This is a genomic window from Streptomyces sp. NPDC040622 (genome assembly GCF_055593965.1).
In genome coordinates this window covers 609926-632581 of the sequence record NZ_JBVIXD010000006.1, presented here as the reverse complement: position 1 = coordinate 632581, position 22656 = coordinate 609926, and the positions used below count along the sequence as shown (strand labels likewise).

Annotated in this window: 17 protein-coding genes; 4 read left to right on the top strand and 13 right to left on the bottom strand. The window is 72.2% G+C overall.

Annotated features, from left to right (window positions below; genetic code table 11):
* Window positions 1-323: 323 nt before the first annotated feature.
* Entirely contained in the window at window positions 324-1331 is a 1008-nt protein-coding gene (locus ACZ592_RS20525; protein WP_471582994.1) for a stage II sporulation protein M, read from the bottom strand.
* Between the two features lie 85 nt (window positions 1332-1416).
* Here ACZ592_RS20525 and ACZ592_RS20520 point away from each other — a divergent pair, with 85 nt between their 5' ends.
* Window positions 1417-2355, top strand: a complete 939-nt coding sequence (locus tag ACZ592_RS20520; RefSeq protein WP_471582993.1) for an RDD family protein — start codon at window positions 1417-1419, stop codon at window positions 2353-2355.
* Between the two features lie 27 nt (window positions 2356-2382).
* Here ACZ592_RS20520 and ACZ592_RS20515 read toward each other — a convergent pair whose 3' ends face one another.
* Entirely contained in the window at window positions 2383-2997 is a 615-nt protein-coding gene (locus tag ACZ592_RS20515; protein WP_471582992.1) for a hypothetical protein, read from the bottom strand.
* Between the two features lie 303 nt (window positions 2998-3300).
* Complete coding sequence (gene ahcY, locus ACZ592_RS20510) at window positions 3301-4755, bottom strand: adenosylhomocysteinase (protein WP_471582991.1); 1455 nt, start codon at window positions 4753-4755, stop codon at window positions 3301-3303.
* A 356-nt stretch (window positions 4756-5111) separates the two neighbouring features.
* Between ahcY and ACZ592_RS20505 the strand changes: the two genes are divergently transcribed.
* Window positions 5112-7208 carry a fructose-specific PTS transporter subunit EIIC gene (locus tag ACZ592_RS20505; RefSeq protein ID WP_471582990.1) on the top strand — a complete coding sequence of 699 codons (2097 nt, stop codon included), beginning with the start codon at window positions 5112-5114 and terminating at the stop codon, window positions 7206-7208.
* A gap of 104 nt (window positions 7209-7312) precedes the next feature.
* Here ACZ592_RS20505 and ACZ592_RS20500 read toward each other — a convergent pair whose 3' ends face one another.
* From ACZ592_RS20500 to ACZ592_RS20470, 7 genes are all read right to left on the bottom strand, one after another.
* Window positions 7313-8272, bottom strand: coding sequence for a cation diffusion facilitator family transporter (locus ACZ592_RS20500; RefSeq protein WP_471582989.1), 960 nt, complete (start codon window positions 8270-8272; stop codon window positions 7313-7315).
* Window positions 8273-8383: 111 nt separating this feature from the next.
* Entirely contained in the window at window positions 8384-9535 is a 1152-nt protein-coding gene (gene manA, locus ACZ592_RS20495; protein ID WP_471582988.1) for a mannose-6-phosphate isomerase, class I, read from the bottom strand.
* Between the two features lie 127 nt (window positions 9536-9662).
* Complete coding sequence (locus ACZ592_RS20490; RefSeq protein WP_471582987.1) at window positions 9663-10862, bottom strand: SIS domain-containing protein; 1200 nt, start codon at window positions 10860-10862, stop codon at window positions 9663-9665.
* A gap of 68 nt (window positions 10863-10930) precedes the next feature.
* Window positions 10931-11107 carry a Trm112 family protein gene (locus ACZ592_RS20485; RefSeq protein WP_471582986.1) on the bottom strand — a complete coding sequence of 59 codons (177 nt, stop codon included), beginning with the start codon at window positions 11105-11107 and terminating at the stop codon, window positions 10931-10933.
* Between the two features lie 266 nt (window positions 11108-11373).
* Complete coding sequence (locus tag ACZ592_RS20480; protein WP_471582985.1) at window positions 11374-12738, bottom strand: phosphomannomutase/phosphoglucomutase; 1365 nt, start codon at window positions 12736-12738, stop codon at window positions 11374-11376.
* A 113-nt stretch (window positions 12739-12851) separates the two neighbouring features.
* Window positions 12852-14468, bottom strand: a complete 1617-nt coding sequence (locus ACZ592_RS20475; RefSeq protein WP_471582984.1) for an L-lactate permease — start codon at window positions 14466-14468, stop codon at window positions 12852-12854.
* A 136-nt stretch (window positions 14469-14604) separates the two neighbouring features.
* Window positions 14605-15030 carry a DUF3499 domain-containing protein gene (locus ACZ592_RS20470; protein ID WP_471582983.1) on the bottom strand — a complete coding sequence of 142 codons (426 nt, stop codon included), beginning with the start codon at window positions 15028-15030 and terminating at the stop codon, window positions 14605-14607.
* Between the two features lie 262 nt (window positions 15031-15292).
* Between ACZ592_RS20470 and ACZ592_RS20465 the strand changes: the two genes are divergently transcribed.
* Entirely contained in the window at window positions 15293-15745 is a 453-nt protein-coding gene (locus ACZ592_RS20465) for a metallopeptidase family protein (RefSeq protein WP_471582982.1), read from the top strand.
* Window positions 15746-15770: 25 nt separating this feature from the next.
* Here ACZ592_RS20465 and ACZ592_RS20460 read toward each other — a convergent pair whose 3' ends face one another.
* The 3 genes from ACZ592_RS20460 to ACZ592_RS20450 form a co-directional block, all read right to left on the bottom strand.
* On the bottom strand, window positions 15771-17258 hold the full coding sequence (locus tag ACZ592_RS20460) for a DUF5719 family protein (RefSeq protein ID WP_471582981.1): 1488 nt from the start codon (window positions 17256-17258) through the stop codon (window positions 15771-15773).
* Window positions 17255-20920 (bottom strand): glycosyltransferase, encoded by a 3666-nt coding sequence (locus ACZ592_RS20455; protein ID WP_471582980.1) that lies wholly within the window; start codon window positions 20918-20920, stop codon window positions 17255-17257. Before ACZ592_RS20455 ends, ACZ592_RS20460 begins: the two co-directional genes overlap by 4 nt.
* A gap of 325 nt (window positions 20921-21245) precedes the next feature.
* On the bottom strand, window positions 21246-21509 hold the full coding sequence (locus tag ACZ592_RS20450) for a WhiB family transcriptional regulator (protein WP_016642094.1): 264 nt from the start codon (window positions 21507-21509) through the stop codon (window positions 21246-21248).
* Window positions 21510-22137: 628 nt separating this feature from the next.
* On the opposite strand from ACZ592_RS20450, the gene ACZ592_RS20445 reads away from it, so the two are divergent.
* Window positions 22138-22653, top strand: a complete 516-nt coding sequence (locus ACZ592_RS20445) for a cysteine dioxygenase (protein ID WP_471582979.1) — start codon at window positions 22138-22140, stop codon at window positions 22651-22653.
* Window positions 22654-22656 lie beyond the last annotated feature (3 nt).

Sequence of the window (22656 nt, the reverse complement as noted above, 5' to 3'; positions counted from 1 at the left end):
TCCGACTCTATCAGACTCTTTCGTGTCCGATTTCCTCGGTGCCTTTCCGGTTCCCGCTCCAGCCTTGCGGCTTTTCGCGTTTCCCTTTCCGGCGACTCCGACTTTATCAGAAGTTTCCGGCCGGACTTACCGGCTTCGGATTCCGATTGATCGGGGGTGGCTTCTTGTATCGATGAAATTCAAGAAGCAGGCAGATGTTAACTGCCGCCACTGGACTTGTCCAGTTCTAGGCAACTGTTCGAATCTACCTCCCCGGTCTTGCCGTGTCAACGGCTTTTCCGGGGCGAGAAGGAGACTAGCAGTTCAGGAGGGCCGGATGCACATCACGCTGCGAGGGGGACCGACGCGCTGCGTTCGTCCTGGTCCAGGTCCCCGGTCTCACCTGCGCGGGCCGCTCTCCCGCCCAGTACGTAGACGTACAGGAGGAAGGCCGCTTCGGCGGCGATGCCGATGGCGATGCGGGCCCAGGTCGGCAGGCCCGACGGGGTCACGAAGCCCTCGATGGCGCCCGAGACGAAGAGGACCAGGGCGAGGCCGATGGCCATGCCCAGGGCCGCGCGGCCCTCCTCTGCCAGGGCCGCGCGGCGCGTGCGTGGCCCCGGGTCGATGACCGTCCAGCCGAGGCGCAGGCCCGTGCCCGCCGCCACGAAGACGGCGGTCAGTTCGAGGAGGCCGTGCGGCAGGACCAGGCCGAGAAAGGTATCGAGGCGGCCGGCGGAGGACATCAGGCCGATGCCGGCACCGAGGTTGAGCATGTTCTGGAAGAGGATCCACAGAACGGGGAAGCAGAGGAAGGCCCCCAGGACAAGGCACATGGCGGCTGCCTGGGCGTTGTTCGTCCAGACCTGGGCGGCGAAAGAGGCCGCGGGATGACTGGAGTAGTACGTCTCGTACTCGCCGCCCGGGCGGGTCATCTCTCGCAGGTCCTCGGGGGTCGCGACCGAGGACTGGACCTCGGGGTGGGTGGCGATCCACCAGCCGATGACCGCGGCCAGGACGGTGGAGAGCAGGGCCGTGGGCACCCACCAGCGACGGGATCGGTAGACCGCCGCGGGGAATCCCTGTGTCAGGAAGCGGGTGACGTCGCGCCAGGAGGCGCTGCGGGTGCCCGTCACCGCGCTACGCGCGCGTGCCACCAGATGTGTGAGGCGTCCGGTGAGCTGCGGGTCGGGGGCACTGGACTGGATCAGGGAGAGGTGGGTGGCGGTGCGTTGGTAGAGGGCGACGAGTTCGTCGGCCTCGGCTCCGGTGAGTCGGCGCCGACGGCGCAGCAGGGCGTCCAGTCGGTCCCACTCGGCTCGGTGGGCGGACACGAAGACGTCGAGGTCCACGGATGACTGCTCCTCGTACTGCGGCGTGACTGCTCAGCTTGGCAGACTGGCCAGTCCTACGGCAGGGCGGGAAAGGGTGGCCGGTGTGAGTGAGCTTGTGACGGGTGAGGCGGTGGCGCTCGAACTGCGCCCCGCGAAGCTGCCGAGCCGGGCCCTGGCCGTGCTGATCGACCTGGTCGTGGCATGGGTGGTCTATCTCGCGGTGACCATCGGGATCCTCGCTTCGACCGCCTCGCTGGACGATGCCGCCGCTGCCGCGATCGCGGTCGCCGGTTTCGTTCTTCTGCTGATCGGCGGGCCCATCGCCGTGGAGACGCTCAGTCATGGGCGGTCGCTGGGGAAGCTGGCGTGCGGACTGCGGGTGGTGCGGGACGACGGGGGCCCGATCCGGTTTCGGCACGCGCTGGTGCGGGGCGCCGTCGGGGTCGTCGAGATTCTGATGACGTTCGGGGTCGTCGCGTGCGTCGCGTCGCTGGTGTCGGCCAGGGGCCGGCGAGTCGGGGACGTGTTCGCCGGGACGCTCGTCGTGCGTGAACGGGTGCCCGCCGGGCGGGCGGCCTTTGTTCCTCCGCCGCCGCCCTGGCTGGTCGGGCGGTTCTCCGGGCTGGATCTGTCCGGGGTGCCCGACGGGCTGTGGCTGGCCATTCGCCAGTACCTGACGCGGATGGGGCAGTTGGATCCGCAGGCGGGCTGGGCGATGGCCGAGCGGCTCGCGGGCGATCTGGTGGAGCGGACCGGGGAGCCCGCGCCGTACGGCATCCCGCCGGCCGCGTACTTGGCCGCGGTGGTCCATGAGCGGCAGACGCGGGACGCGCGGCGGGCGTTCGGAGGAGCAGCGGATTCGGGCGGTTCGGTGGGGCACGAGGGCGGGGCCGCCGCCCATGCCTCCGCAGGCGGCTCCCGTCCGCCGGCGTCTGCGTACGTCCCCTCCCCCCTCCCCGGCGGCTCCGGTCCCTCCGCACAGGGTGCGGAGCCCTCTCCCCCTGTCACTCCCCCGGCCACCGGGTTCGTCCCGCCTGCTTGATGCGGGTGCGCCCGGCGGGGCGTCGCGTCAGGCGAAGGCCGACGGTGGCGTTTCGAGGTGTTCCAGCTCGATGCCGGGGGCGGCGAGGACGACGTCGCCGGTGATGTGGACGGCGTGCTGTTCGCCGGTGTCCAGGGCGGTGACCTGGTATTCGTCCACGATGAGCGGGCCGTTGTCAGTGGCGTGTGCTTCGCTTTTCAGCAGGGCCCAGGACTGGTCGAGGGTGCGGGGGGCGAGGACCGGGTCCGTGAAGGCGACCAGGCGGAGACGGGTCGCGGGGGAAGCGGGGGTCAGGCGCAGGAGCCGGGCCGTCGCGATGAGGAACGCGGGGGAAGTGCCGGTGAAGGCGTGGGCGGGGGCGTTGTCTTCGGTGCCGTGTGCGCCGGTGGGGTCGGTGCGCACCCAGGTGACGCCGTTGAGGGCGGCGGCGCGGACCTGCCAGTCGCCTGCGCGGAGTTCGAGGCGGATGGGGCGGCCTCGGTCGTCGAGTGCGAGGTCGACGGAGCCCGCGGGGGTGCCCGAGGGGGAGGTTCGCTGGGAGACGTAGCGCCAGCCGGAGGGGCCGGGCGCGCAGTGGAAGTGCTCTTCACCGAGGGGGATGTGGTCGTGCGGATCATGGAGCGAATATCGGCCGCGGGGCATGGGCTTGGATCCTGGTCCTCGGTCGGGTTTCTGCGGTGAGCTGCCGCACGTGTCGGCCGGCTCGGTCGCCTCGGGCGGCCTCGGCGGCCGGCGCGGCGAAGTGGGGGACGTGGTCGGCACGGTCCGCGTCGGATGGCGCCTCGTAGGCAGCGTAGGCGGTGGCCGCGTGCTGGTCCGAGGGCTCGGGGCCTGCTGGTGCGCCGTGCCGTGGTGGGCTCGGCGGTTCGGCGCTGCAAAGGGGCAGGCCCCCGCCGCGAGGGCGAGGGCCTGCTGAAGTGGAGCTGACCGGCGGCCGGTTGACCGTCAGTAGCGGTAGTGGTCCGGCTTGAAGGGGCCGTCGACCTCGACGCCGATGTAGGAGGCCTGCTCGGGGCGGAGCGTGGTCAGCTTCACGCCGAGCGCGTCCAGGTGCAGACGCGCCACCTTCTCGTCCAGGTGCTTGGGGAGCACGTAGACGTCGGTGGGGTACTCCTCCTGCTTGGTGAACAGCTCGATCTGGGCCAGCGTCTGGTCCGCGAACGAGTTGGACATCACGAAGGACGGGTGGCCCGTCGCGTTGCCCAGGTTCAGCAGGCGGCCCTCGGACAGGACGATGAGGACCTTGCCGTCGGGGAACGTCCAGGTGTGGACCTGCGGCTTGACCTCGTCCTTGACGATGCCGTCGATCTGCGCGAGGCCGGCCATGTCGATCTCGTTGTCGAAGTGGCCGATGTTGCCCACGATGGCCTGGTGCTTCATCTTGGCCATGTCGGCGGCCATGATGATGTCCTTGTTGCCGGTCGTGGTGACGAAGATGTCGGCCTTGTCGACGACCTCGTCGAGCGTGGTGACCTGGTAGCCGTCCATCGCCGCCTGCAGGGCGCAGATCGGGTCGATCTCGGTGACGATGACGCGGGCGCCCTGGCCGCGCAGGGACTCCGCGCAGCCCTTGCCCACGTCGCCGTAGCCCAGGACGACGGCGGTCTTGCCGCCGATCAGGACGTCGGTGGCGCGGTTGATGCCGTCGATCAGCGAGTGGCGGCAGCCGTACTTGTTGTCGAACTTCGACTTGGTGACGGCGTCGTTCACGTTGATCGCCGGGAACAGCAGGGTGCCGTCGCGGTGCATCTCGTACAGGCGGTGGACGCCGGTGGTGGTCTCCTCGGTCACGCCGCGGATCTCCGAGGCGAGCTGGGTCCACTTCTGCGAGCCCTCGGTGATGGTGCGGTTGAGGAGCTGGAGGATGACGCGGTGCTCGTCGTTCTCCGCGGTGTCGACCGCCGGGACCTTGCCGGCCTTCTCGTACTCGACGCCCTTGTGGACCAGGAGCGTGGCGTCGCCGCCGTCGTCCAGGATCATGTTCGGGCCGCCGGTGGGGGTGTTCGGCCAGGTCAGCGCCTGCTCCGTGCACCACCAGTACTCGTCCAGGGTCTCGCCCTTCCAGGCGAAGACCGGGATTCCCTGCGGGTCGTCCGCCGTGCCGTTGGGGCCCACAGCGATGGCCGCGGCGGCGTGGTCCTGGGTCGAGAAGATGTTGCAGGAGACCCAGCGGACCTCCGCGCCCAGCGCCACCAGGGTCTCGATGAGGACCGCGGTCTGCACCGTCATGTGCAGGGAACCCATGATCCGCGCGCCGGCGAGCGGCCGGCTCGCGGCGAACTCCTTGCGGATCGACATCAGACCGGGCATCTCGTGCTCGGCGAGGGTGATCTCCTTGCGCCCGAACTCGGCGAGGGAGAGGTCGGCGACCTTGAAGTCCTGACCGTTGATGAGAGTCATGAGTGAGCTGCTCCTCGTGGGTGGAGAGGGTGGACATGGCTGACCTGCGGCATCGGGCACACGAGTGCTCCGGCGCGCGCAGCGCAGTCCGTCGGAGGCCCTCTCTCCCTCGGACAGTCCGTGCGCGGACTGCCCGACCGCCATCAGCAGCGACGTCTGGCTCGGCATCCACGCTACACCGATTGGCCCAGCTAGCCCCAGCCCGCCTTCCGCCACGCCATCTCTGGCGAATAGGCCGTCAGACCCGGACGATATGGGACCTTTGCGCTTTTGATCCTGCGCTTATGTGTTGCAGGATGCCTTGAGATCGGGAACATTTGCGCGATCTTGTTTGGCAGAGGCGTTAGGAGATCCACGTGACCAGTCCGGCCGATCCCCCCATAGGCGGTGACACCGGCGGGCAGCGGAGGCTGAAGCTGCTCGCGGTGACCGCCTGTCCGACCGGTATCGCTCACACGTACATGGCGGCCGAGAAGCTCTCGCAGGCCGCCGAGAGCCTCGGCATCGACATGAAGGTGGAGACACAGGGCTCCATCGGGGCCGAGAACGTCTTGACTGACAACGATGTCAGGGAAGCCGACGGCATCATCATCGCAGCCGACAAGGACGTGGACCGCAGCCGGTTCGCCGGGAAGCGCGTTCTGTCCGTCGGGGTCTCCGAGGGCATCAGTCACCCGGAGCAGCTGATCGAGCAGGTGCGGAACGCGCCCGTGCACGGCGGGGATGGCGGGGGCGGTTCCGCCGAGCGGTCCTCCGGCGGTTCCGGCGGCGGCCGGGAGCGGAGCCTCGCGTACAAGGCGCTGATGAACGGCGTCTCGTACATGATTCCGTTCGTGGTCGTCGGTGGTCTGCTGATCGCGATCTCGCTGTCGCTGGGCGGGCACACCGACCCCAAGGGCGGGCTCGTCATCCCCGACGACTCGTTCTGGATGCACGTCAACCAGATCGGCACCATCGGGTTCACGCTGATGGTGCCGATCCTGTCGGGCTACATCGCCTACGCGATCGGGGACCGGCCCGCGCTGGTGCCGGGCATGATCGGCGGCTGGATCGCCAACACGGGTGAGCTGTACGACTCCAAGGCGGGCGCGGGCTTCATCGGCGCCATCGTCACCGGCTTCCTGGCCGGTTATCTGGTCTTGTGGATCAAGAAGGTCAAGGTCCCGAAGTTCGTCCAGCCGATCATGCCGATCATCGTGATCCCGATCATCGCGACGACCGCCCTCGGGCTGTTCTTCATCTACGTCATCGGGAAGCCGATCTCGTGGGTCTTCGAGCATCTGACCAGCTGGCTCAGCGGAATGACCGGGACGAGCGCGATCCTGCTCGGCGCGATCCTCGGGCTGATGATCGCGTTCGACATGGGTGGTCCCGTCAACAAGACGGCGTTCCTCTTCGGTGCCGGACTCATCGCCACCGGCAACCAGACCGTCATGGGTATGTGCGCCGCGGCGATCCCGGTCATGCCGCTCGGCCAGGGCCTGGCGACGCTGATCCGCAAGCGGCTCTACAGCGAGCAGGAGCGGGAGACCGGCCTGGCGTCACTGTTCATGGGCTTCTTCGGCATCTCAGAAGGCGCGATTCCGTTCGCCGCCGCGCGGCCGGCTCAGGTCATTCCCGCCAACATGCTCGGCGGTGCCGTCGCCGGTGCGATCGCCGGCATGGCGAGCGTGAAGGACGCGGTGCCGCACGGCGGGCCGATCGTGGCGGTGCTGGGTGCCGTCGGTGGCGTACCGATGTTCTTCGTGGCCATCGCCATCGGTTCGGTCGTCACGGCGCTCGCCACGGTGACGCTGGTCGATCTCAGCGAGCGCAAGCGGCGTGGCGCCGCCCTGGTCGACGTGCCCGGCGGGCCCGAGCCCGTGCTCGCCGGGGTCGGCGCGACCTCGGCCGGTCCGGCAGGCGGTCCGCGGAAGGCTCCGCAGGCCCCGGCCGCGAAGGCGTCCCCGGCACCTGCGGCAGCCCCCGCCCCCGCCCCCGACCCGGAGCCGGCCGGCGAGGTGCTCTCCGGCTATCTGACCGAGCAGACCGTGAAGGTCCAGCTGGCCTCGGGCGACAAGGAGGCGGCGATCCACGAGATGGCCGAGCTCCTCGCCACGACCGGCAAGGTCAACGACGTGGAGGAGCTGGTGCGGACCGCGCTGCGGCGCGAGGCGCAGGGCACCACCGGGCTCGGCGAGGAGATCGCCATCCCGCACGCCAAGACCGATGCCGTGGACTCGCCGATCGTCGGCTTCGCGCGGTCGTCGGAGGGCATCGAGTGGGGTGCGCTCGACGGTACGAAGGCCAAGCTGATCTTCATGATCTCCGTGCCGGAGGCCGCGGCCGGGGACGAGCACCTGCGGATCCTCGCGCTCCTGTCCAGGAAGCTGATGGACACGGGCTTCCGGGAGCGGCTCGAGGCGGCGCCGGACGACGCCGCGATCCTCGACGTGCTGCGCGAGGTCCACTAGCCCTGCCGCAGGCCGTACGCGTACGGCGACGGGCCCCGCACCTGAACCGGTGCGGGGCCCGTCGTCGTGCGTACGGCGGCGCGTGCGGGACGTGCCGGAGGGGCTCAGTGGCCGCCGGGCGACTTCGCCGGGTTCGTGCCCTCGGCCGCCGCCGTCTCGCTGTAGATGTCCGGTTCGAGGTAGATCACGCGGGCGATCGGGACCGCGGCGCGGATGCGCTCCTCGGCGGCGTTGATCGCGGCGGCCACCTCGGTGGCGGTGTCGTCGTGCTGGACGGCGACCTTGGCGGCGACGAGCAGTTCCTCGGGGCCGAGGTGGAGCGTGCGCATGTGGATGACCTTGGTGACCGTGTCGCCGTCGACCAGGGCCTGCTCGATCTTGTCGACCTCTTCCGTGCCCGCGGCCTCGCCGAGCAGCAGGGACTTGGTCTCCGCGGCCAGGACGATCGCGATCAGGATGAGCAGGACGCCGATGCAGAGCGTGCCGATGCCGTCCCAGACGCCGTCGCCGGTGGCCAGGGCGAGGCCGACGCCGCCGAGGGCGAGGACCAGGCCGACGAGCGCGCCGAGGTCCTCCAGGAGGACGACCGGCAGCTCGGGTGCCTTGGCGCGGCGGACGAACTGCGGCCAGGTGAGCTTGCCGCGCGTCTCGTTGGACTCCTTGATGGCGGTCCGGAAGGAGAAGCTCTCCGCGATGATCGCGAACACCAGGACCCCGACGGGCCAGTACCAGTGCTCCAGCTCGTGCGGGTGCTTGATCTTCTCGTAGCCCTCGTAGATCGCGAACATGCCGCCGACCGAGAAGAGGACGATCGAGACGAGGAAGGCGTAGATGTAGCGCTCGCGGCCGTAGCCGAAGGGGTGTTGCGGGGTCGCCTCGCGCTGGGCCTTCTTGCCGCCGAGGAGCAGCAGGCCCTGGTTGCCGGAGTCGGCGAGCGAGTGGACGCTCTCGGCGAGCATCGAGGACGAGCCGCTGAAGATGAACGCGACGAACTTCGCCACCGCGATCGCGAGGTTCGCGCCGAGTGCCGCGACAATCGCCTTTGTTCCGCCTGACGCGCTCATGAGTGCCGGGGGTCCCTTCGCCTTCGTACGTGCACGGCCATCGCGGGCGGGCAGCGCTTTGCCCGCCGTTTGCGGTGGGTCATTGTTGCAGCACGGGACGGCTCTGGTGCGTCAGGCCACCACTGTGGCACGGAAAACCGTGCCGACACCGGACACTTCGGCCTTTTCGCCCGCGGGGACGAATGCGGACTCACCGGGCACCAGCGTCAGTTCGCCCGCGCGGACCGAGCCCGCCGCGCAGAGCACGATCTGCGGGGTCGTGGCGGTGAGGTCGTGCGCGGCGGCACCCTCGGGCAGCACGTAGCGGGAGAGGCGGAACTCGTCGATCGGGGTCTCGTAGACCTCTTCGCCGTCCGGGGCGGCCTCCGGGCGCAGCACGCCGGGTTCGGTGGCCTCGAAGCGGACGATGCGCAGGAGTTCGGGGACGTCGACGTGCTTGGGGGTCAGGCCGCAGCGCAGGACGTTGTCGGAGTTGGCCATGATCTCCACGCCGAGGCCGTCGAGGTAGGCGTGCGGGACGCCGGCGCCGAGGAACAGGGCCTCGCCGGGCTGCAGTCGGACGTGGTTGAGGAGCATCGCGGCGATGACGCCCGGGTCGCCGGGGTAGTGATGGGCGATGCCCGCGTACGGCTCGTAGACACCGCCGAGGCGCTGGGCGGCGGCCGTGACGTCGGTGACCGTCTCGGCCATCTGCTCGGGGTCGGCGCTCAGCACGGCCGTCAGGACCTCGCGCAGGGCGGCCTCTTCGGGCTGGGCGCGCAGCAGGTCGACGTACGGCTTGAGGGAGTCGACGTCCAGGGCTTCCAGGAGGTCCGCCGTCTCGGCGGGCGCGCGGAAGCCGCAGAGGCCGCTGAACGGCGTGAGGGCGCAGATCAGTTCGGGCTTGTGGTTGGCGTCCTTGTAGTTGCGGTACGGGGCGTCGATCGGGACGCCCCGGCGCTCCTCGTCCGCGTACCCCTCCTTCGCCTGGGCGAGGTCGGGGTGGACCTGCAGGGAGAGCGGGGCGCCGGCCGCGAGGATCTTGAAGAGGAAGGGCAGGCGGGGGCCGAACTTGGCGACGGCCGCCGTGCCGAGCTCGCGCTCCGGGTCCGCGTCGATGACCTCGTTCAGCGCGCCGCGCCCGGTGCGCGAGGGCGCGCCGGGGTGGGCGCCCATCCACATCTCGGCCTGCGGCTCACCGCTCGGCGCCACGCCCAGGAGCTCCGCGATGGCGGTGGTCGAACCCCAGGCGTAGGGGCGGATGGTGTTGGTGAGGCGGTCCACGGAGGGGGTCTCCCTTGCTACGTACGCGATTGCTGAACTGCGGCTGCTGCGGCCGGCGCTGCCACGCCCGCGGCGACGGCGGCCGCGGCTGCTCCGACGGCGGCCGGGCCGGGAGCGGCCGGTGCCGTCATGATCCGTCCCCAGAGGCGAGCGCCAGGTAAACGGCGGCGAAATCCGTGACGGCGATCAGCTCCGCGAGCGCTTCCAGCTCGTCGCCGTCCTCCGGCTCCAGCTCACTGATCGCGATGTCGTGACCGTGCGCCAGCTCTCGGGCGGCGGGGGCCGCGGTGAGGCCTCCGGCGTCCGCGGGGCGGTCGCGGAGCAGCACCACGCGCGCGCGGAGGGCCGCCGGGTCGTCGACGCGGTCACGGAAGAAGTCGTCGGCGGCGTCGCCGCCCGCGGGGTTGCCCGCGAGGAGCGCGCCGTGCGCGGGCAACGCCTCGGGCAGCTCGGCGGCGAGCGCGGCGTGCCCGGCGAGCTCGGCGAGGGTGGCGGCGAAGCGGCGGCCGGCGGCGCCGGCGGACTGCCCCTCGGTCCAGATCAGCGGGAGCGCGTCGGCAAGCTCGGCGGCGAGCGTCTTGGCGGGGTTGCTGTACGTCGCGATGGCCGGGCCGCAGCGTTCCGCGACGCGGTCGAGGCGGTCGGCGACCTTCTGCAGCGTGTCGACGGGGGCGACGAGCAGTCCTGTGCGGTCCAGGAGCACGAGCAGCGGGACGAGGAGGGCCCACAGGGTGCCGGGGGCGCCGGGGGCGGACTCGTCCTCGACGCGGCGCGCCTCGTAGGACGCGGAGCCGCGGGCGGCGTCGTCGTGCGCGCCTTCGTAGGCGCCGTAGGGCGAGGTGGCCATGGGGACGGTGAGGCCGTGGCTGCCCTCCACGCTCTCCGCGATCGGAGTGCGCGCGGGGGCGACCGCGACGACCGTGCAGCCGCGGCGGTACGCCTGGTCGGCGAGGAGGGAGAGGCCCGGTTCCGCGCCGTCCGGGGTGGCGATGAGCAGCAGGTCCACGGGACCGACCCAGCCGGGCAGCGCCCAGCGCAGCGCGCCTCCCGCGGGGGCGACGCCCGTCGGGGCCAGGCGGATCACGGGGCAGCCGGTGCCCGCGAGGCCGTCGAGGAGGTCGGCGACGCAGGCCGCGGCGGTGCCGGGGCCCGCGATCAGGACGGCGCGGGGGCGGCCGTCGGGCTTGAGCTCCGTCAGCCCGGCCTCGGCCGCGTGCCGGACGGCGGTACGGACGCGGGCGCCCGCCTCCGCCGCGCCGCGCAGCAGTCCGCGGCGGTCGGCGCGGGTGAGCGCCTCGGGGGCGTCGAGCAGCGACTCGTCGAGCATGGGGTCAGGCCTCCGGTTCGCCGTGCGCGGCTTCCTGCGTGGTGCCCGGCCGGGCCGGGCGTGCGCCGCTATGCGGGGCGGCGCGCCTCGTCGACCAGGAGCACGGGGATGCCGTCGCGGACCGGGTAGGCGAGGCCGCACTCCTTGGCGTCCGCGGTGCAGACCAGCTCGGACTCCGTCTCCTTGAGGGGAGCGTGGCAGGCCGGGCAGGCGAGGATCTCCAGGAGGCCGGCTTCGAGCGGCATGGGGTGGGTCCCTTCGAACGGATGCGGTGGGGTCGCGGACGGGTGGGTCGTACGGTGCCGCGGTGCGGCGTTCGCGCGCGGCGTCCACCGCGGACCGCGCCGCCGCCGCACAGGATGCGGCCTGGTCAGCCTACCTCCGTGCGGGGCGGGGCGTGGGGGTGTGGGGAGGGTCGTGGCCGTGCGGTCGCGCCTGGCGTCGCACGCGGGTCGCCGGGCGCGGACCGCCAGCCGCCAGCCGCCAGCCGTCAGCCGTCAGCCGTCAGCCGTCAGCCGCGGATGATCGCCAGGGCCTCGTCGCGCACCTTGGCCATGGTCGCCTCGTCGCGCGCCTCCACGTTCAGGCGCAGCAGGGGCTCCGTGTTGGACGCGCGTACGTTGAACCACCAGTCGGCGGCGGTCACCGTGAGGCCGTCCAGCTCGTCGAGGGTGACGCCGGCCCGGCCCTCGTACGCCGTCCTGATCGCGGCAAGGCGCGCGGTCTGGTCGTCGACCGTGGAGTTGATCTCGCCGGAGCCCGCGTAGCGGTCGTACTGGGCGACGAGCGCGGAGAGCGGGCCGTCCTGGCCGCCGAGGGCCGCGAGGACGTGGAGGGCGGCGAGCATGCCCGTGTCCGCGTTCCAGAAGTCCTTGAAGTAGTAGTGCGCGGAGTGCTCGCCGCCGAAGATCGCGCCGGTCCTCGCCATCTCCGCCTTGATGAAGGAGTGGCCCACGCGCGTGCGTACCGGCGTGCCGCCGTTCTCCTTGACGACCTCAGGGACCGACCAGGAGGTGATGAGGTTGTGGATGACCGTGCCCTTGCCGCCGTGCCGGGCGAGCTCGCGGGAGGCGACCAGGGCGGTGATGGCGGACGGGGAGACGGGCGCGCCGTCCTGGTCGACGACGAAGCAGCGGTCCGCGTCGCCGTCGAAGGCGATGCCGAGGTCGGCGCCCTCCTCGCGCACCCGCTGCTGCAGGTCCACGATGTTGGCCGGGTCCAGGGGGTTGGCCTCGTGGTTGGGGAAGGTGCCGTCCAGCTCGAAGTACATCGGGACGACGTCGAGGGGCAGGCCGTCGAAGACGGTGGGGACGGTGTGGCCGCCCATGCCGTTGCCCGCGTCGACGACGACCTTGAGGCGGCGGATGGCGGTCAGGTCGACGAGGCCGCGCAGGTGGGCCGCGTAGTCGGTGAGGGTGTCGCGCGCGGTGAGGGTGCCCGGGGTCGCGGCGCTCTCGGGCGCGCCGGTCTCCAGCCAGCCCTCCACCAGGGCGCGGATGTCCGCGAGGCCGGTGTCCTGGCCGACGGGGGCGGCGCCCGCGCGGCACATCTTGATGCCGTTGTACTGGGCGGGGTTGTGCGAGGCCGTGAACATCGCGCCCGGCAGGTTCAGCGCGCCCGACGCGTAGTACAGCTGGTCCGTCGAGCAGAGTCCGATCTCGGTGACGTCCACGCCGAGCGCGGCCGCCCCGCGCGCGAAGGCGCGCGACAGGCCGGGCGACGAGGGGCGCATGTCGTGCCCGACGACGATCGCGTCCGCCGACGTGACCCGCACGAAGGCCGCCCCGAACAGCTCGGCCATCGACTCGTCCCACTGGTCCGGGACCACCCCACGGACGTCGTACGCCTTCACGATCTGGGACAGATCAGCAGTCACGGCCAACCCTCTCTGCAGGTTCTGCTAGCTCAGCGGGTACGGAGAGCCCTCCGCGGTCAGCACAAAACTACCCGCTGGAACCGACAGTGGACCGGGCGTCCCCGGCCGCCGTCTCACGGCAGCATCCAGCCGAGCACCGGCGTGCTCTGCCCGACCACGATCAGGCACATCACGAGCAGCAGGCCGAGGCTCCAGGGCAGCACCTTGCGCAGCAGGTCGCCCTCCTTGCCCGCGAGTCCGACGGCGGCGCACGCGATCGTCAGGTTCTGCGGGGAGATCATCTTGCCGAGGACGCCGCCCGAACTGTTGGCGGCGGCGAGGAGTTCGGGCGAGAGTCCGGACTCCTGGGCGGCCGTCACCTGGAGGGCGCCGAACAGGGCGTTGGCCGAGGTGTCGGAGCCGGACACGGCGACGCCGAACCAGCCGAGGACGGGTGACAGGAAGGCGAGTCCGGCGCCCGCGGCGGCTACGTAGTGCCCGATCGTGGCCGCCTGGCCGGAGAGGTTCATGACGTACGCGAGGGCCAGTACGGAGGTCACGGTGAGGATCGCGTAGCGCAGTTCGTGGACGGTGGCGGCCCATTCGCGCACCGCCACGCGTGCGTGCACCCCGATGACCGCCGCGGTGGCCACGCCGGCGAGCAGGACGAGCGTGCCGCCGGTCGCGACGAGCGGCAGCGAGAAGACGTTGCCGCCGACCGGGTCGCCCGAGGGGTCGCCGACGTTCAGGAAGGGCCAGTCGAAGGTGCGGGTCGCCTTCGCGAGGACGTCCTTGACGGCGGGGATCTGGGCGACGGAGAAGATGGCGACGATCAGGGCGTACGGGGCGTAGGCGCGCAGCACTTCGGGGCGCGGGTCGTCGTGGTCGAGGTCCTCGCTGCGCGCGCCGGTGAGGACGGCCGCGCGGACGGGTTCGGCGGCCGGTCTGCGCGCGCCGGGAACCGCCATCAGCGCGCCCGCGCCCGCCAGCGCCGCGCCGATGTCGGCGAGTTGGGCGGACACGTAGTTGGAGGCGGCGAACTGCGCGGCGGCGAAGGCGAATCCGCAGGCCAGCGCGGGCACCCAGGTCTCGCGCAGCCCGCGCCGCCCGTCCACGAGGATGACCAGGAGCAGCGGCACGACCAGGGCGAGCAGGGGTGTTTGGCGGCCGACGACCGTGGCGACGGTGTCGAGCGGGAGGCCCGTCACCTGGGCCAGCGTCACCACGGGGGTGCCCATGGCGCCGAAGGCCACCGGCGCGGTGTTGGCGACGAGGGAGACGACGGCGGCGCGCACCGGGTCGAAGCCGAGGGCGACGAGCATGACCGCGCTGATGGCGACGGGCGCCCCGAAGCCGGCGAGTGCCTCGAGGAGCGCCCCGAAGCAGAAGGCCACGACGAGCGCCTGGATGCGGGGGTCGTCGGAGAGGCGGCCGAAGGAGCGGCGCAGGATGTCGAAGTGCCGGGTGCGGACCGTCATGCGGTACACCCACAGGGCGTTGACGACGATCCACAGGATCGGGAAGAGCCCGAAGAGGGCGCCCTGCGCGGCGCTGGACGCGGTCTGGCCGAGCGGCATGCCGTACGCGGCCCAGGCGACCAGGACGGCGACCGCGAGGCCGATGAGGCCCGCCCTGTGTGCCTTCATGCGGACGACGCCGAGGAGGACGAGGACGGTCAGGAGCGGCAGGGTCGCGACGAGTGCGGACAGGCCGAGCGAGTCGGCGACGGGCTCCAGTTGCTGCACGAACACGGGCGGCTCCCCGGTTTCCGTGATGCGGAATGTGATCTCTCACTAGTGGGGAATGGTCGTGTCCTCGACAAGGGCACGTCAATGGTTCGTACGCCAGAAGCTGTTCAGCGATGAACGACAGGGCGCTACGGAGGGCTCAGGAGTCAGGTGAGCGCAGGACCCGGAGGTGACCGCGTCGCGCGACCTCCATCGGGTTCGCCGAGCGGGGTCCGCCGCCGCCCGCCTCGGCCGCGCGCTCCTGCGGGCGTGCCGCCTCGCGCACGGCGTTGGCCAGCGCTTCGAGGTCGTCGCCGGAGGGGCGGGCCGGACCCGAGCTGTCGGCGAGCCGCACGACGTCCCAGCCGCGGGGTGCGGTGAGGCGCTCGGAGTGCTCGGCGCACAGGTCGTAGCAGTGGGGTTCGGCGTAGGTGGCGAGGGGGCCGAGGACCGCGGTCGAGTCGGCGTAGACGTACGTCAGCGTCGCGACGGCGGGACGGCCGCAAGCGGTGCGCGAACAGCGACGTACAGGGCTCACGACGTTGGACGGTACCGCACTCTTGAGCGGGCCGCGACGACTCTCCACGAGGTCACCCCACCGTGTCGTGCCGCGGGCCGCCCACCGACGTGTCCGGCAGTCGCCTCCTTGACCTGCGCGGATGCCAGTCGCCGCAAGGGCGGGCGGTGTTGAAACCGGTCACCGCATGGTGTGGATCACGTCATTCGGGGCGAGATCCACGGTCCGGGAGAGATACGGAATCGAGTCCGGGCCCGGCCACGGCGGCCGGGAAGCGACATGCCGCGCACGACGCGGAAAGGGCGATCTCGGGGACTACGCTTCGTCAGTGATGGACGACCCCGTACAGCCCCGCTCCGCAGACCCGAGGCCCCGCCGCCGCGACCGCCACGGCCGGGGCATGCGCGGACCCGTGGCGCCGCCGCAGGTACCGCTCTCCGCGAGTCGGGGAGAGGCCTTCACCGACCTCGTGCAGGACTCCGTGGAGCGCCTGGAGAGGCGCTGGCCGCAGCTCACGGAGATCGAGTTCGTGGTGCTCGAGGTGCCGCCCCTGGGCCGGGGCGACGGGGAGTGGCAGGACGAGGTGGTGCCGCTGGGCGGCACGCTCGCGGCGGCCGACGGGCAGCCGGCCCGTGTCATCATCTACCGCCGCCCCGTGGAGATCCGCACCAAGGGCCGCGAAGAGCGCGCCCACCTCGTGCACGAGGTGGTCGTCGAGCAGGTCGCCGAACTGCTCGGCCTGTCCCCGGAGTCGGTGGACCCGCGCTACGGGGACGAGGAGTAGGGCCGGGCTCCCGGGTCCGGCCCCGTCACTTCTGCAGCACCGCGAGGTCCCGCTCCGCGTGCGGCACCTCGACCGTGCCCCGGTCGTCCGGCAGCGTCTGGATCGTGAACATCGGGATGCCCTCCTCCGGCGCCGACAGCATCCGCGAGGCGTGGACCGGGCCGCCCGACACCGGCTCCACCGTGAGGGCGTAGGCGCCCTTGAGGCCTTCGGGCACCGGCGGGTCCGCGATCGCCAGGGTCGTGCCGCCCTTGACGGTGTAGGTCTTCGTGGCGGGTGTGCCGCCCTCCGTGCCGGCCGAGGCCGTGACCTTCACCTTCGCCGGCTTCCCCGGTGCGACCAGCGAGAGCGTGGAGCCCTTGGCCCGGTTGTCGGCGACCGTGGCGCGCGCGCCCACCTCGCCCGTCGCCGGGATGAACGCCGTCTCCTGCTTGCTGCCCTTGCCGCGCGTGACGCGCAGCCCCGCCACCACGGGCACCGGCGCGTCGGTGGGCGTCAGGAGCAGCGATCCCGCCTCGCCCTTGGTGACGTCGCCGAGGTCGACGGCGGCCGTCATGCCGGACTTCACGTGCACGTTCTCGTGGCCGGCCGGGGTGATCGTGCCGGTCGGGGAGGCCAGCTGGACCTTCAGGTCCGCGTCGTCGGCGCCGGGCGCGTAGGCGACCAGGCGCACCGAGGTGGCGTCCTTGGGGATGCCGGGCAGGACGAGGCGCTCCGCGGGGTCGGTGGACGCGGGCAGCCAGTCGCCGCCCAGCTTGTCGTCGGAGGACTGCACGGCGGCCGCGACCCGGCCGCTGCGCGCGGTCACGTGCATCGTGAGGTTCGGGTACGCCTTGTCCGCGAGCGTGGAGAGCAGCACGGGCACGCTGGAGTGCGGCTGGACCTGGATCGAGTCGCCCACCTGCGAGGTGACCTCGCCGCCCGGGCCGAAGAGCTCCACGTCGACGACGGCGGCGGAGTCGTCCGGGTTCGTCAGGTGGATGTAGTCGCTGCGGTCCTTGGCGGTGCTCGCGCCCGGGAACCAGAAGTCCGTGTCGGGTGCGGTGCAGTTGGCGCCCTGCATGCCGCGGCCGCTGCCCGCCGCGTACGTCGTCGTCTGCTGCACGGTCCAGCCGGGGGCGAGCCCGCCCTCGGCCGTGCCGATGAGCGCGGGCGGCTCGGCGCCGGACTTCTCGCCCGCGACGGGCTCGCCGGGCGCCTTCTGGGTGAGGAAGGGCTTGGCCTTCTTGTCCTTCTCCCTGGCCACGTCCGTCAACGCCTGGCTGACGGGCAGCAGCTCCGCCTTGCCCGCGGCCCCGCCGCCGCTCCCCTTGGGGGTGAAGGCGGTGTACGAGGTCTCGGCGAGGTCGGAGGCGCTGGGTACCGGGCAGAGCAGGCTGGTGCGCTCGACGGGCTGGCGCGCGGCGGTCTTCGCCCCGTCGTCGGCGGTGTCCGTGCCGCCGAACGCGGCGAAGCCGGTGACGGCGCCGAGCGCGACGACGACGGCGATCAGGGACTGGGTGGTGCGGTTCACTGCTGGCTCCCGTCGGGGCGCTCACTGTCGGTGCCGTGGGGCGGTCGCGGGGGTGCGGGCGGCATCGGGGGCTGCTGCGGGTCGTACGGGGCCTCGTAGGGCTGCCCGTAGCCCTGCTCGCCTCCGTAGACACCGCCCGCCCCTCCGTAGGACGCGTACGGGTCGTACTGGCCGCCCTGGTAGGCGTCCTGCTGATAGGACGGCTGCTCGTACGTCCCCGCGGGGTACTGCCCGCCCTGGTACTGCCGGCCGCCGTCGTACGTGCCGTGCTCGGCGCCCGCGTGGGCGGGCTCCTCCCACCCCTCGTAGGACTGCTGGTGCGGGACGAGGGCCGAGGCCGGGGCCTCCTCCGAAGGAGGAGGCGGTACGTCCTGGCCCGCCTCCTGGGCGGCCTGCTCGCTCTGGGCCCGCAGCCTGCGCGCCCTGCGGCCCTCGCCCTCGACCGCCTGCGCCGGGACGACGGGCTCCTCGGGGAGGTCGTCGTCGACGTCGCGGCGCCGTCCCGGCAGCGCGAGGACCACGAGGACGACGGCGAGGGCGCCCTGCGTCCACAGCCAGGCCGTGTGGCCGATGGGGGTGTCGAAGGTGACGTCCAGGCGGCCGCCCGCGGTGGGCAGCTCGAAGCCCTGTGCCCAGCCGTCGACCGTGGTGCGGGGCAGCGGGTGGCCGTCGAGGGTCGCCGTCCAGCCCGGGTCGGCCGAGTCGGCGAGGCGCAGGACACGGCCCGCGTCGCCGGACTCGATCTTGGTGTGCAGTTCGACGGGGCCGGCCGCGACCGGTTCCGGGTCGCCGGTCTTCGGGACGACGGCCGCGCGCGCGACCTGCCGGTCCACGCGCCACAGGGCGCTGCCGTCCTCCTGGCTGAGCCGGGTCAGGCCCGGGGTGGCGTCCAGGGTGCGGCTCATCGCGCGGGGCGCTCCGTCGCGTACGAGGACGTAGCGCACCGCGTAGCCGCCGAGCTGGTCGGCCTGGTCGGCGCCGGAGCCGGCGATCAGGCGGGCGACGATCTTGTCGAGGCGCTCGTCGTCGGCGGCGGCCGCGGCGAGTTCCGCGTCGCCGAGCCGGCCGCCGGATCCCCGTACGAGCGTGTAGGCGACCTTGGCTGCCGAGTCGCTGTCCAGGACGAGGGTGCGGGCCTGGTCCTCGGTGCCGCTCTCCTCCGCGACGAACGCGGGCACCTGTACGGGGTCGCGCCGCTCCAGCGGGCCGTCGGCACCGCCGATCATCCATCCCGCGGCGACGAGCAGCGGGCCCGCGGCCGCGGCGAACGCGATGAGCGCGGCCACCGGCTGGCGCCAGCCGAAGCTCTGCTCGGCGACACGCGCGCGTGCCCCGTCGGCGCCGAGTGCGGCGGCGGCCAGGAGGGCGATGCCGTAGGCGAGGGTGGCCGGTCCCGCCCACGTCGAGCCGTTCGACAGGACGGCGAAGACCAGGGAGACCAGGGCGGCCGCCCAGGCGGTGCGGACCGCGCGCTGCCGCTCGCCGCGCAGCAGGGCGCCGAGCGCGGCCAGGACGATGCCGATGAGCAGCAGGCCGTGCACGGTGCCGGGGCCGCCGGGGCTGGCGCCGAGCAGGTCGAGAGCGCCCGCGGAGCCCGCGCCGAACTCCAGGCCCGCTTCCCGGAAGAAGCCGAAGGGCAGCAGGGTCAGGGACCACGGGGCGAGGACGAGCAGCGGTGTGCCGAGCGCCGCGAGGAAGCGTGTGCCGTAGGCCGTGACGTCGCCGCGGCGCACCACGAGCAGGGCGAGGCCGAGCACCAGGGCGATCGGCCAGACGATCGGCGTGAAGGCCGTGGCGAGGGTCAGCAGCAGCGCGTACGCCCATGTGGCGCGCCAGGTGCCGCGGGTGCCGCCCGAGGTCGCGAGGCCGCTCGCCGCGATGCCCGCGCGGGCGATGAGCGGCAGCAGGACGGCGAGGACCGCGGTGCCGATGCGGCCGCCCGCGAGCGCGCCGGTGGCGGCGGGCAGGAAGGCGTACGCGACCGACGCCCACGCGCGCAGCAGGCGCGAGGTCACCAGGGGGCGGGAGGCGAAGTACGCGGCGAACCCGGCCAGCGGCACGGAGCCGACGAGCAGCACGGTGACGGCGAGCCCGGTGGACCCGAGGAGCAGCGAGGACAGGCCGGCGACCAGCGCGAGGTAGGGCGGCGCTCCTTCGGTGCCGCCGGTGCCGACGGGGTGCCAGGCGTCCAGGTAGCGCGCCCACAGGCCGGCGGAGTCGGCGGGCGCGGGCAGCAGGGCGCCGCCCGCGAGCGCGCCGGAGCCGAGCAGGGCGCGGCAGGCGATGAGCGCCGCGAACAGGAGGACGACGAAGAGCATCGGGCCCGGTTTGCGGGCGACCCGCTTGAGGCGGGCGAACTGCTCGATCTGCAGGAAGTCGGCGTCGTCGCCGCCGGGTCCCGACTCGACGACGCCGTGCCGTCCCGCGCCCGCGGGTGCCTCGGCGTCGGCGCGGCCCACGAGGCTGCCCGCGGCCTGTTCGACGGTGGCGCGGACGGTGGCGCCGGGCGGCGGGAAGAGCGGCCGCATCTCGCCGGCGTCGGGTACGGGCTTGCCGCGCTGTTTGCGGGCGGCGAGGATCCGGCCGGGCCGCAGCAGGGTGGCGAGCAGGCCCGCGACCTCGTCGACGGCCTGTCCGGGGGCCTTGCCGACGAGGTAGGCGACGGTGCGCACGAGGGTGCCGAGGACGACCCGGAAGAGCACCCAGGGCAGGACGGCGGTGCGGGCGTTGACGAGCAGGGTGTAGACGGCGCCCGCCTTGTCCACGCGGTGCGGGGAGGTGGCGGTGCGGCCGACGCAGTCGACGGTGCGGCGCTCGCGCGAGGAGGCCTCGGCATGCCGCACGACGGCGTCGGGGGCGACCAGGACGCGGTGTCCCGCGGCGTGCGCGCGCCAGCACAGGTCGACGTCGTCGCGCATCAACGGCAGCCGCCGGTCGAAGCCGCCGAGCTCCTCGTAGACGTCGCGGCGGATCAGCATGCCCGCGGTGGACACGGAGAGCACGGGCCGTACGTGGTCGTGCTGGCCCTGGTCCTGTTCGCGCCGGTCGAGGCCGGTCCAGCGGCGGCCGCTGTTGGCGATGGAGACGCCGACCTCAAGGAGCTGCCTGCGGTCATACCAGCCGCGGAGTTTGGGGCCGACGACGGCGACGTCCTTGCCGAGCTCGTGTTCGTTCTCCACGGCGCGGAGCAGTTCGGTGAGGGCGTCGGGGTCGGGCGCGCAGTCGTCGTGCAGCAGCCAGAGCCACTGCACGGGCTCGCCGTGCGGCAGCTCGGGCAGGTCGTAGGCGTCGTCGCGCCAGCTCCGGCTCACCGGGTCCCAGCCGCTGGGGCGCTTCAGGTACGGAAGCTCTTCGGGCGTGAGCGGGGCGGCGGTGCGGACGGCCTCGTCGACGGCGGTGCCGAATCCGGAGCGCCGGGCGAGGTGCAGCACCCGGTCGGCGCCGATGGCCTCGGTGACCAGGCGTGCGGAGTCGTCCGCGCTGCCGGTGTCCGCGGCCACCGCGTTCTGCACGGGGCGCTCCTGGCCGAGGAGCCCGGCCAGGGCGTCGGGCAGCCAGCGGGCGCCGTCGTGGGAGACGAGCACGGCGGTCACGACGTGCCGCGGGAACTCGGGAGCGGCAGCGTCGTGGTGAGCGGCTGCCGAATGGCTGTGCACGGACATCGAGGTACGGGCCCCGGTTCGATGGACTGCGGTGGACGCCTGCGCCCTGCGGGGGCGCCGGGGCGTCTCGGACGGGGCCCCACACTAACGGCTGGCACCAGGACGGCCCGCCGCCTGTGGATAACCCACGGGTGACGGGCCGTTCGTTGCGCATTGGTTGAGGGAGGTGTGTGCCGAATTGGCCGGGCGGCACGGTTCGTCGGGGTCCGGTTCTTTCACGGCTTCCTTCGTACTGCCTTCGCGTACGTCATTCCCGTACGCGACTCCTGCACGTGTGATTCCCGCACGCGCGGGTGAGCTCGTTCGCTCGCGACCGCGGTCTCTGTCAGACCGCGGCCTTCTTCAGGCGTCGGCGTTCACGTTCCGACAGGCCGCCCCAGATGCCGAAGCGTTCGTCGTTGGCCAACGCGTACTCGAGGCATTCGGAGCGGACTTCGCAGGCGAGGCAGACCTTCTTGGCCTCGCGCGTGGAGCCGCCCTTCTCGGGGAAGAAGGACTCGGGGTCGGTCTGGGCGCACAGCGCGCGCTCCTGCCAGCCGAGTTCCTCGTCCGCGTCCTCGACCAGCAGTTCCTGAACCAGCTCGGTCATGTGCGCCCCTCGTCTGTCTGTGCGTCCCCGTGGTGCGGTCGCTACCGATTTCGGCTGAACGACACGAGTGAAATTACAAGTGTGCCGATCCGGGCCAGTCAAGCCGAGATCTGCTATTGGGCCCCTTATTCACTCTGCGGAACCAAGGCTATGCGGAAAGTGTTCAAATCGGCATAAACCGGAACAGCGTCGACGAGCCGTCCGACGCTCCGCCACGCGTTCCCTTCCGGCGGGACCCCGAAGAGGTCTCACCGGGAGAGACGTTGACGTTTAAGTGTCGGTTGCTGCGCCATGTGTCCGGCGAACCATTTGCACAAACCTTTCGCCTGACAGAACAACCGGATGAGGTGAAACATATCCCACATACCGGACATCGAGTTGACAGAGAATGGTGTGAGCCGGTGTTCTGGTGGGCATGCTCGCGAACCTGGCTCTTTCGATGACCCGCACCAGCGGGTCCATCGGCGCTGCCCACGCGCGCTGTTGCTGTTCCTGCTCCAGCTGTTGAGTTCCTCCAGCTGTTGAGCCGCGTCTCCGCACGCCACGCCTCTCCGCACGCTCTGCTTATCCCTGCGCTTCACCTCCTTCGCGACACCCCAGCACTCTTACGTTGAGGAACCACCGCACGATGAACAGCGACAGCGACCTCCAGATCGCCGGCGACCTCCTCGAGGTCCCCCACCTCCTGCAGCCCGCCCGCGAGCACCCCGCCACCGTGGCCGAGTTCGTCGGCCTCGCCCGCGCCATCGCCGCCGACCGCTCCCAGTGGGCCCACCTCGTCCAGTACGACGCCGCCAGCCGCTGGTACCACCGCCTGCGCACCGGGCCCGGCTACGAGGTCTGGCTGCTCTCCTGGGTGCCGGGACAGGGCAGCGGCACGCACGACCACGGACCCTCCTCCGGCGTACTCACCCTCCTGGAGGGTGAGTTGACCGAACGCACGGAGCGGGGCACCCGGGCGCTCGGCGCGGGCGCGCAGCGTGTCTTCGCGCCGGGGTACGTTCACGAAGTCGTCAACGACTCCCTGGAACCGGCCGTCAGCCTGCACATCTACTACCCCGGACTCACCGAGATGCCGATGCACGCGGCCCGGTGCGCCGCCGCCGTCGCGCCGGACTCCACGGAGGATGTCGTAACCGCCTGACGC